The organism is Sodalis sp. (in: enterobacteria), assembly GCF_047607725.1.
In the GTDB taxonomy this organism is placed as follows: domain Bacteria; phylum Pseudomonadota; class Gammaproteobacteria; order Enterobacterales; family Enterobacteriaceae; genus JBLKSS01.
The window spans coordinates 1-9,821 of record NZ_JBLKSS010000160.1 but is presented as its reverse complement, the minus strand read 5'-3'; the positions used below and the strand labels follow the sequence as shown (position 1 = coordinate 9,821).

Annotated in this window: 10 protein-coding genes, 1 pseudogene and 1 other annotated feature; of the genes and pseudogenes, 9 read left to right on the top strand and 2 right to left on the bottom strand. The window is 56.1% G+C overall.

The annotated features are described in order from the left end of the window. The first annotated feature begins 228 nt into the window (after window positions 1-228). Window positions 229-789: an NAD-dependent epimerase/dehydratase family protein gene (locus ACMX3H_RS14280; protein WP_415211308.1), complete on the top strand. Its 561-nt coding sequence runs from the start codon at window positions 229-231 to the stop codon at window positions 787-789. A gap of 227 nt (window positions 790-1,016) precedes the next feature. Here the strand turns inward: ACMX3H_RS14280 and ACMX3H_RS14275 are convergent. Then, window positions 1,017-1,786, bottom strand: a pseudogene (locus ACMX3H_RS14275) (DUF1264 domain-containing protein). 267 nt (window positions 1,787-2,053) lie between these two features. On the opposite strand from ACMX3H_RS14275, the gene thrS reads away from it, so the two are divergent. The 8 genes from thrS to ihfA all read left to right on the top strand — a co-directional run bounded on the left by thrS (window position 2,054) and on the right by ihfA (window position 9,208). After that, the gene (gene thrS, locus ACMX3H_RS14270) at window positions 2,054-3,982 is read left to right on the top strand and encodes a threonine--tRNA ligase (protein WP_415211307.1); all 1,929 of its coding nucleotides are present in this window, start codon (window positions 2,054-2,056) and stop codon (window positions 3,980-3,982) included. Window positions 3,983-3,985: 3 nt separating this feature from the next. Beyond that, window positions 3,986-4,528 carry a translation initiation factor IF-3 gene (gene infC / locus ACMX3H_RS14265; RefSeq protein WP_415211311.1) on the top strand — a complete coding sequence of 181 codons (543 nt, stop codon included), beginning with the start codon at window positions 3,986-3,988 and terminating at the stop codon, window positions 4,526-4,528. Window positions 4,529-4,610: 82 nt separating this feature from the next. Then, window positions 4,611-4,808, top strand: coding sequence for a 50S ribosomal protein L35 (gene rpmI / locus ACMX3H_RS14260; RefSeq protein WP_011411240.1), 198 nt, complete (start codon window positions 4,611-4,613; stop codon window positions 4,806-4,808). A gap of 43 nt (window positions 4,809-4,851) precedes the next feature. Then, window positions 4,852-5,208 (top strand): 50S ribosomal protein L20, encoded by a 357-nt coding sequence (gene rplT, locus ACMX3H_RS14255; RefSeq protein ID WP_415211306.1) that lies wholly within the window; start codon window positions 4,852-4,854, stop codon window positions 5,206-5,208. Between the two features lie 92 nt (window positions 5,209-5,300). Further along, window positions 5,301-5,424: a sequence feature (Phe leader region), on the top strand. Continuing rightward, the gene (gene pheM / locus ACMX3H_RS14250; RefSeq protein WP_415211310.1) at window positions 5,306-5,371 is read left to right on the top strand and encodes a pheST operon leader peptide PheM; all 66 of its coding nucleotides are present in this window, start codon (window positions 5,306-5,308) and stop codon (window positions 5,369-5,371) included. Its footprint overlaps the feature before it by 66 nt. 96 nt (window positions 5,425-5,520) lie before the next feature. Beyond that, window positions 5,521-6,504 (top strand): phenylalanine--tRNA ligase subunit alpha, encoded by a 984-nt coding sequence (gene pheS, locus ACMX3H_RS14245; protein WP_415211305.1) that lies wholly within the window; start codon window positions 5,521-5,523, stop codon window positions 6,502-6,504. A 15-nt stretch (window positions 6,505-6,519) separates the two neighbouring features. After that, entirely contained in the window at window positions 6,520-8,907 is a 2,388-nt protein-coding gene (pheT, locus tag ACMX3H_RS14240) for a phenylalanine--tRNA ligase subunit beta (protein ID WP_415211304.1), read from the top strand. 4 nt (window positions 8,908-8,911) lie between these two features. Next, complete coding sequence (gene ihfA / locus ACMX3H_RS14235; RefSeq protein WP_415211303.1) at window positions 8,912-9,208, top strand: integration host factor subunit alpha; 297 nt, start codon at window positions 8,912-8,914, stop codon at window positions 9,206-9,208. Between the two features lie 202 nt (window positions 9,209-9,410). Here ihfA and ACMX3H_RS14230 read toward each other — a convergent pair whose 3' ends face one another. Next, window positions 9,411-9,695 (bottom strand): hypothetical protein, encoded by a 285-nt coding sequence (locus tag ACMX3H_RS14230; RefSeq protein ID WP_415211309.1) that lies wholly within the window; start codon window positions 9,693-9,695, stop codon window positions 9,411-9,413. Window positions 9,696-9,821: the final 126 nt, after the last annotated feature.

Here is a 9,821-nt window from a genome sequence, read left to right as displayed (position 1 = left end):
ATCGCCGGATTATCCATGATCTGACAGCCGTCCCTTATAGGATGCGGGTTCACTAGGCATCGTAGTGGAACATATTCTTACCGGGCCATACAACAAACCCACCAATAATTCAAGACGTCCTCCACGGGGCGCTTACATTTTTCCCGTTTCGCCGAAAGTTCGCAGCAGGATCACATAGCGATTGAGACCATCGGCAGCGCGCTGAAGGGCACCACGCGCCCGCTGCTGGTGACCGCGGGGTTAGCCCATATCGCGCCGGGACGGGTCGCAACGGAACAGGACGTTGCGCCCGCGGAGCTCGGCTATCCGCGTCAATCCGAGGCCACCGCGAACGCGTTGACGGCGCAAGGCGTGCGGGCATGCATCATACGGCTCGCCGCCTCGGTTCATGGCAGCGGCGATCACGGTTTTATTGCCGCCATGATTGCTCTGGCGCGCGAAAAAGGCGTGTCCGCCTATCTGGGCGACGGGCAAAACCGCTGGGCCAACGTACACCGTTCGGATGCCGCGCGCCTGTATCGGTTGGTGTTGGAGCAAGCGCCCCCTGAGCCTATTTATCACGCTGTTGCCGATGAAAACCTCTCTTGCAAGGACATCGCCGGCGTGATTGGCGAGCAATTGGGCCTGCCGGTCGAGCCACGCGAGCGTGGACATTTTGGCTGGCTAGCCAATTTTCTCGGCGCAGATATGCCGGCGTCCAGTGCGCATACGCGCGCGGGGTTGGGTTGGACGCCCTCCGGGCCGGATTTGTTAACGGATCTGCGCCAGGGCGACTATTTCGCCCGCTAAGATCGCGGCGCAACCGCCAGGGGATCTCCCTCTGGCATGACGTATTCCGCGGCGCGCGCTTTAGATGCCGGCGCCGCCAGAATTAAGGGGAGAGGTGACTGCCTGCCGCCCCCTCAAGGGGCAGTCTGCGGGCTGATTAATGCCGTTGGCGTCCCCCGGGCTGAATAGGCACCCTGTCTCGGGGCAGGGCAAGTCACACCCCGGCGGCTTACCAGGCGCTCGACGTCTTAGCGAAATTTTCCGTCGCGGGTCTGTTCCGACGCCGAAAATCGCTCGTTCCGCGCACATGTCCGCCACCGCCGTTGACCCTTTGCAACTGGATGGGCTGCCCGTTTTCCCAGGCGTTCGCCCCCGCCCGTACGGGGTGAGTGATGATATCGTGGCGCTCCTGGCGGATTTTTTTCGTATCGACGCCAAAACGGCGATCGCGGTCAGCAAGCAAGTTGGGATCCCATTGACCGTCGTCGGTGAATCCCATCATCAGGGCTGGCATACCCAGCGGCAACGTTTTTTCCCGGTCGGTATGCCACGTTTTGCCCTCGGTGTTGACAATTTTCACCATTAACCCTTTCTCTGCCGGGGCAGGTAAGCTTGGCGCAATAAGACTGCCGGATTGAACTTAGTAGGGGTGGCTGTGCCAGCGTTTTTTCTCTTCTAACGGCAATGGCTGAAAAGTCTTTCGCTGATGATCTATTCCACGCCCAATCAGTCTGGCATCGCGCGTATTGCCATCATCAATAACAGCCTGCATCACGTCTTCATTCCAGGCGGTGACGTAAGGGTGCGCTTCCCGTTGCCCATTCTTGTCGCCATTGCAAAAATGAAAACCGTCCAGATAGGCGCTCATGGCATCGACAGGGGGACGCGATTGTCATCGCGCGGCGCCTGCATTGAGAAATTTCAGCGTGGGGGATAGCGGTTTGACGGGCGGGGCGACCCTTGCTGACTCCGCTTCGGATGCATCCCCTTTATTCTCCGTACGCGTCGTGCTGATTATCTCGCCTGTGCAATGATGCGCATGATGACAAAAAAGGGTAATCCACGCGTCGGGGGCGCTGAATAAAGAGGATTTTTTCCTGTGGGGATGTTAAAATCTCACCGGTTGACATGTAACGCAGGAGTGCCAATGGGTTTGTGTTCCTCCTCGTGTACATATTTCGCAATGTGTAGCGAAATAGCATGTTTAACCCTTTGAAATTTAATATTTGTTCTGTTTGTAAGTGATCTTGCGTATGGATCACCACTGCAAATTAAGGAAACCCGCATGCCCGTTATAACTCTTCCTGATGGTAGTCAGCGTCAGTTTGCACATCCCGTTTCTCCCCTTGATGTTGCGCGCGATATCGGTCCCGGCTTGGCCAAAGCCTGCATCGCCGGCCGCGTAAACGGGGAACTGGTGGATGCAGTCGATGTCATTGAGCACGATGCCCAGCTTGCCATCATTACCGCCAAAGATGAGGCGGGGCTGGAAATAATCCGCCACTCCTGCGCGCATTTATTGGGGCACGCCATCAAACAATTATGGCCGAATACCAAAATGGCCATCGGTCCGGTCATCGATAAAGGCTTTTATTATGATGTCGATCTCGATCATACCCTGACCCAGGACGATCTTGACCGGTTGGAAAAGCGGATGCACGAACTGGCCGAAAAAGATTACGACGTTATCAAGGAAAAAGTTAGCTGGCAGCAGGCCCGCGATGCGTTTGTCGCGCGGGGCGAGGATTATAAAGTGGCTATCCTCGACGAAAATATCAGCCGCGATGATCGTCCCGGGCTGTATCATCATGAAGAATATGTGGATATGTGCCGCGGTCCGCACGTGCCCAATATGCGTTTCTGCCACCACTTCACCTTGCAAAAAACCTCTGGGGCTTACTGGCGCGGCGACAGCAAAAACAAAATGCTGCAGCGCATTTACGGTACCGCCTGGGGCGATAAAAAACAGCTCAATACCTATTTGCAGCATCTGGAAGAGGCGGCGAAGCGCGATCACCGTAAGATCGGCAAGCAGCTTGACCTCTATCATATGCAGGAAGAAGCGCCGGGGATGGTGTTTTGGCACAACGATGGCTGGACCCTTTTCAGCGAGCTGGAAGCTTTCGTCCGGATGAAGCTGAAAGCCTATCAGTATCAGGAAGTGAAAGGGCCGTTCATGATGGACCGCGTGCTGTGGGAAAAGACCGGCCACTGGGACAATTACGCCGAGCATATGTTTACCACCTCGTCGGAAAACCGGGAATACTGCATCAAACCGATGAACTGTCCGGGGCATGTGCAGATCTTTAATCAGGGGCTGAAGTCTTACCGCGATCTGCCGTTGCGCATGGCGGAGTTCGGCAGTTGCCACCGCAATGAGCCGTCCGGTTCGCTGCACGGCCTGATGCGCGTGCGCGGCTTTACCCAGGACGATGCCCATATCTTCTGTACCGAAGACCAGGTACGCGATGAAGTAAACAATTGCATCAAAATGGTGTATGATGTGTACGCTACGTTTGGCTTCGAGAAAATCTTGGTCAAACTGTCCACCCGTCCGGAAAAGCGCATCGGCAGCGATGACGTCTGGGACCGGGCGGAGCAGGATTTGGCCGCCGCGCTAACGGAAAATGGTATTGCCTTTGAATATCAGCCGGGCGAGGGGGCGTTTTATGGTCCTAAAATTGAATTTACGCTTCTCGATTGCCTGGATCGTGCCTGGCAATGTGGTACGGTGCAGCTGGACTTTTCGCTGCCCGGTCGTTTAAACGCCTCCTATGTGGAGGAAAATAACGAACTGGTGGTCCCGGTCATGATTCACCGCGCTATTCTGGGGTCAATGGAACGATTCATTGGCATCCTGACGGAAGAGTATGCGGGTTTCTACCCGACCTGGCTGGCGCCAACGCAGGTCGTCATGATTAACATTACCGATAATCAGTCGGAATATGTCGCAAAACTGACGGAAAAACTGTCGGCGGCAGGTATTCGGGTGAAAGCAGACTTGAGAAATGAAAAAATAGGCTTTAAAATCCGCGAACATACTTTGCGTCGAGTGCCTTACATGCTGGTCTGCGGTGATAAAGAGATGGAAGCAGGCAAGGTTGCCGTGCGTACACGCCGCGGTAAAGACCTGGGCAGCATCGACGTTAACGAGATTATTGCAAAGCTGCAGCACGAAATCCGCAGCCATAATCTTCATCAACTGGAGGAATAAAGTATTAAAGGCGGAAAACGAGTTCAACCGGCGCGTCCCAATCGTATTAACCGAGAAATCCGCGCCGCAGAGGTTCGTCTGACGGGTATCGACGGCGAGCAGATTGGTATTGTCAGCCTGAATGAAGCGCTTGAAAAAGCTGAGGAAGCGGGCGTTGATTTAGTCGAAATCAGCCCCAATGCCGAGCCGCCGGTTTGCCGAATCATGGATTACGGCAAGTTCCTCTATGAGAAGAGCAAATCCACCAAAGAACAGAAGAAGAAGCAGAAAGTTATCCAGGTTAAGGAAATCAAATTCAGGCCTGGTACCGATGAAGGCGACTATCAGGTAAAACTACGCAACCTGGTTCGCTTTCTGGAAGACGGCGATAAAGCCAAAATCACCCTGCGGTTTCGCGGACGTGAAATGACGCACCAGCAGATCGGCATCGAAGTGTTTAACCGCGTTCGCGACGATCTGAGTGAACTGGCGGTAGTGGAATCTTTCCCCTCCAAAATTGAAGGCCGCCAGATGATCATGGTGCTCGCACCCAAGAAGAAACAGTAAGGCCTGACAAGTAAGGCGTCGCCACGCGTCGCCTTCGCCTCGCTGATTCATATTATTAACAATGCGGAGTAGAGATAAACTCATGCCAAAAATCAAGACAGTACGCGGTGCCGCAAAGCGCTTCAAGAAAACGGCTTCGGGCGGTTTCAAGCGCAAGCATGCTAACCTGCGTCATATTCTGACCAAAAAATCCACTAAGCGTAAGCGTCACCTGCGCCCGAAATCCATGGTTTCCAAAGGGGATCTGGGTTTGGTCGTACGTTGCCTGCCGTACGCGTAAGCGTCATTTTAACTGGTTTGAATAAGACTTTAGGAGAGAGCATATGGCTCGCGTAAAACGTGGTGTGGTAGCACGTGCACGTCACAAAAAAATCTTGAAACAAGCGAAAGGTTACTACGGTGCCCGTTCGCGCGTTTACCGCGTCGCCTTCCAGGCGGTTATCAAAGCAGGTCAGTACGCTTACCGTGACCGTCGTCAGAAGAAACGTCAGTTCCGTCAGCTGTGGATCGCGCGTATCAACGCCGCGGCCCGTCAGAACGGTATTTCTTACAGCCGGTTTATCAATGGCCTGAAAAAAGCGTCCATTGAGCTCGACCGTAAAATCCTGGCGGATATCGCCGTGTTCGACAAAGCGGCTTTCGCCGCTCTGGCCGATAAAGCGAAAGGCGCCCTGGCGTAAGCCGGTTAAAGAAGAGGGAGCCGGTCTCCCTCTTTTTTTCGCCTAAGGGCGGAACGGTATCAGATAGACATCTTCACGTTAACAAGGTAATGCAAGCATGAATGCTGCTATTTTCCGTTTCTTTTTTTATTTTAGCACCTGTTTCCCGGGGGCTGGCGCGTAAGTCAAGAAACGAAAAATAGCGCTAGAGCCTCCCGGAGTGGAGGCTTTTTTTATTGCTGGCCAGCGGCGCCGGGCGCGCTGTACGAGCCAGACGGCGACCTCGCTCATTTTTACGGTTAAGCCATTTACGGCAGGAAGAAGAGGAAAGCAATGCCACATCTCGCAGAGTTGGTTGTGCAGGCCAAAGCCACCATCGAACAGTCCCAGGATATGGACGCATTAGAGTCGGTGCGCGTCGAATATTTAGGCAGAAAAGGGCATTTTACCCAGCAAATGACGGCGCTGCGGGATCTGGCGCCGGACGTGCGGCCTGCGGCGGGTGCGGTAATCAACCAGGCCAAGCAGGACGTGCAGCAGGCCCTGGCCGAACGTAAGACGACGCTGGAACGGTCGGCGCTGGAGGCGCGGCTGGCGGCCGAGACATTAGACGTTTCGCTGCCGGGGCGGCGCATGGAAAACGGCGGATTGCATCCGGTTTCGCGCACCATCGCGCACATTGAACATTTTTTCGGTGAGCTGGGATTTTCGGTGGCCACCGGTCCTGAAATCGAAGATGACTACCATAATTTCGACGCCTTGAATATTCCCGCGCACCATCCCGCGCGCGCCGATCACGATACGTTCTGGTTCGACACCACCCGGTTATTGCGTACCCAGACCTCCGGCGTGCAGATCCGCACCATGAAGGCGCAGCAGCCGCCGATCCGCATTATCACGCCGGGGCGGGTGTACCGTAACGATTACGACCAGACCCATACGCCGATGTTTCATCAGATGGAGGGGCTGATTATCGACACCGATATCAGTTTCACCAACCTGAAGGGCACGTTGCATGATTTCCTGCGTAATTTCTTTGAAGAAGATTTGCAGGTGCGTTTCCGTCCGTCTTATTTTCCGTTTACCGAACCCTCCGCCGAGGTGGATGTCATGGGAAAAAACGGCCGCTGGCTGGAAGTGCTGGGCTGCGGCATGGTCCATCCGAATGTGCTGCGCAACGTCGGCACCGACCCGGAAAACTACTCCGGCTTCGCCTTCGGCATGGGCATGGAGCGGTTGACGATGTTACGTTACGGTGTCACGGATTTGCGCGCATTCTTCGAAAACGATCTGCGTTTTCTCAAACAATTCAAATAAAGGCGGGATAAACACATGAAATTCAGTGAACTTTGGCTGCGTGAATGGGTGAATCCGGCTATCGACAGCGTCGCGCTGGCGGAGCAAATTACCATGGCCGGACTGGAAGTGGACGGCGTGGAGCCGGTCGCAGGCCGTTTTACCGGCGTGGTGGTTGGCCAGGTAGTGGAGTGCCGGGCGCATCCTAATGCCGACAAATTGCGGGTCACCAAGGTCGATATCGGCGGCGAGCGATGGCTGGATATTGTCTGCGGCGCCCCCAACTGTCGCACCGGCTTGCGGGTCGCGGTGGCCACCATCGGCGCCCTGCTGCCTGGGGATTTCAAAATCAAGGCCGCCAAATTGCGCGGCGAGCCGTCGGAGGGCATGTTGTGCTCTTTTGCCGAATTAGGCATTGCCGGCGACCATGACGGCATCATCGAACTGCCCGCCGATGCGCCTATCGGCCAGGATATCCGCGATTATCTAAAGCTTGACGATAATACCATCGACATCAGCGTCACGCCGAACCGGGCAGATTGCCTCGGGTTGCTGGGCATTGCCCGCGATGTCGCGGTGCGTAACCGCATGCCGCTTGTGCAGCCGGTCATCGAGACGGTGGTGCCGGTTACCGGCGATACGCTGCCTATTCGCGTTGACGCGGCCGACGCCTGTCCGCGCTATTTGGGCCGGGTGGTGAAAAATATCGACGTCAGCGCCCCCACGCCGCTGTGGATGAAGGAAAAACTGCGCCGCTGCGGCCTGCGGTCGGTGGACGCGGTGGTGGATATCACCAACTTCGTGCTGTTGGAACTGGGACAGCCAATGCATGCCTTCGACCGCGATCGCATCAAGGGCGGTATCGTGGTGCGTTATGCCGGGCAGGACGAGGCGCTGACCTTGCTCGACGGCAGCGACGTCACGCTGTCGCCCGATACGCTGGTGATTGCCGACCACGGTAAAGCGCAGGCGATGGCGGGGATCTTTGGCGCCGCCTCCTCCGGTATCAGCCCGACGACCCGCGACGTGGTGCTGGAATGCGCCTTTTTCCAACCGTTGGCCATTACCGGCCGAGCCCGCCGTTACGGGCTGCACACGGATGCGTCGCACCGCTATGAGCGGGGTGTGGATCCGGCGCTGCAGCCGCGCGCTATGGAGCGGGCCACGGCGCTGTTGGTCGCAATCTGCGGCGGTCAGCCGGGGCAGGTTATCGATGTGACCTCCGCGGCCGCGCTGGCGCAGCCGGCCAACATCACCCTGCGCCGGAAAACGCTGGACCGGTTGATTGGCCATGTTATCCCGGACGAGGACGTGAGCGATATCCTCACCCGTCTCGGCTGCCAGGTCAGCCGCACCGAGGCCGGCTGGCAAGCCCTGGCGCCGAGCTGGCGTTTCGATATGTCTATCGAAGAAGATTTGATTGAGGAAGTCGCGCGCGTATACGGTTACGACGCAATCCCGAATGTGCCGGTGCGCGCCGACCTGGTGATGCCGCATCATCGTGAGGCGGCGTTGCCGCTGTCGCGCGTGAAAATGCTGCTGGTGGATCGCGGTTATCAGGAAGCCATCACCTATAGCTTTGTCGACCCCAAAAACCAAGCGCTGCTCCATCCGCAGCAGTCGCCGCTGGTGCTGCCGAGTCCGATCTCCCAGGATATGTCCGCCATGCGTTTGTCGTTATGGACCGGCCTTCTTGGCGCGGTGGTCTATAATCAGAATCGTCAGCAGCAGCGGATCCGTCTGTTTGAAAGCGGATTGCGCTTTGTTCCTGATAACGCAGCAGACCTGGGAATTAGTCAGGATCTTATGCTGGCCGGGGTCATCGCCGGTCCGCGCTTCGATGAACATTGGGATCAGGCGCGCCAGCCGGTGGATTTTTACGATGCCAAGGGCGATCTTGAGGCAATACTTGAGCTTACCGGCAAATTAGACGATATTGAGTTCAGGGCACAACGGCATCCCGCGCTGCACCCTGGGCAGAGCGCCGCAATTTATCTTAACAATGAAGCCATTGGATTTATTGGCGTTATTCATCCCGAGCTTGAGGCGAAACTGAATTTAAATGGCCGTACGCTGGTGTTTGAACTACTCTGGGAAAAGGTTGCCGAGCGTAAAGTGCCTGAAGCGAATGACATTTCCCGCTTCCCCGCTAACCGCCGCGACATTGCCGTGGTGGTGGCTGATGACGTCGCCGCAGCAGATATTATCACGGAGTGTAAGAAAGTTGGCGAAAATCAGTTAGTTGGCGTAAACTTGTTTGACGTGTACCGGGGCAGGGGCGTAGCGGAAGGTTTTAAGAGTCTGGCTATCAGCCTGATCTTACAGGATACCGCTCGTACACTGGAAGAAGAGGAGATTGCCGCGACCGTTGCGAGATGCGTGGCGGCACTAAAGCAGCGATTCCAAGCATCCTTGAGGGATTGAACTTATGGCGCTTACTAAAGCTGAAATGTCAGAATACCTGTTTGAAAAGCTCGGGCTAAGCAAACGGGATGCCAAAGAAATAGTGGAACGGTTTTTTGAGGAAGTGCGCCGGGCGTTGGAAAATGGCGAGCAGGTAAAATTATCAGGCTTCGGTAATTTTGATTTGCGCGACAAAAATCAGCGGCCAGGACGCAATCCAAAAACGGGTGAAGATATTCCCATCACCGCCCGTCGGGTAGTGACTTTCCGCCCGGGGCAGAAATTGAAAAGCCGTGTCGAGAATGCCTCACCGAAAGAGTGAGGCGGACGCCACTCGGGCGCTTACGCGTCAGCTTTTCGCTACACCGCTTTGGCTTGCAGCGGCTGATAGAGCCCTGGCCTTAGGGCCGGGACTTTGATTCTTTTGTGGGCTGGCCGCCGGTCAGACCGACAGGCTTCCCGCGCCTGACCGGCCTGACGCCGAGCGTCAGACAAACCCACACCTAAACCCAGCGGCTGAGCCGCTAATTAGCAGCCCTGCTAACAGACCGACATCTGACAGATCTGTTCACCGCGTGGTCGCGCCGATTCGGCTTGTAAACGCCTTGGCGAGGGGGCCCATAATATTCCCGCCCCCCGTGATCGGCGATATAGCGGCGCAAGCCGCCATAAGCGGTAATATCCTGCGCATCCGCCAGCGCGTAGGGCTCACAAATAACCCTTTCACCCATCCCCCCGTCACGCAATTGCAGCGTGCCCATGCCCAGCGGCGCCGGGATCTCCGCGACAAACTCACCAAAGCGCGCCAGAGGGATATCCCAACGTTCGATATCAATACATTGCCCGTTATCATCCCTGACCTGACCTGACCTGACCTGACCTGACCTGACCTGACCTGACCTGACCTGACCTGACCTGACCTGACCTGACCTGAC

Bases quoted from the DNA above. Each gene is read 5' to 3' on its own strand.
- thrS (WP_415211307.1), top strand. From the start codon at position 2,054: ATGCCCGTTATAACTCTTCCTGATGGTAGTCAGCGTCAGTTTGCACAT.
- rpmI (WP_011411240.1), top strand. From the start codon at position 4,611: ATGCCAAAAATCAAGACAGTACGCGGTGCCGCAAAGCGCTTCAAGAAA.
- rplT (WP_415211306.1), top strand. From the start codon at position 4,852: ATGGCTCGCGTAAAACGTGGTGTGGTAGCACGTGCACGTCACAAAAAA.
- pheS (WP_415211305.1), top strand. From the start codon at position 5,521: ATGCCACATCTCGCAGAGTTGGTTGTGCAGGCCAAAGCCACCATCGAA.
- pheT (WP_415211304.1), top strand. From the start codon at position 6,520: ATGAAATTCAGTGAACTTTGGCTGCGTGAATGGGTGAATCCGGCTATC.
- ihfA (WP_415211303.1), top strand. From the start codon at position 8,912: ATGGCGCTTACTAAAGCTGAAATGTCAGAATACCTGTTTGAAAAGCTC.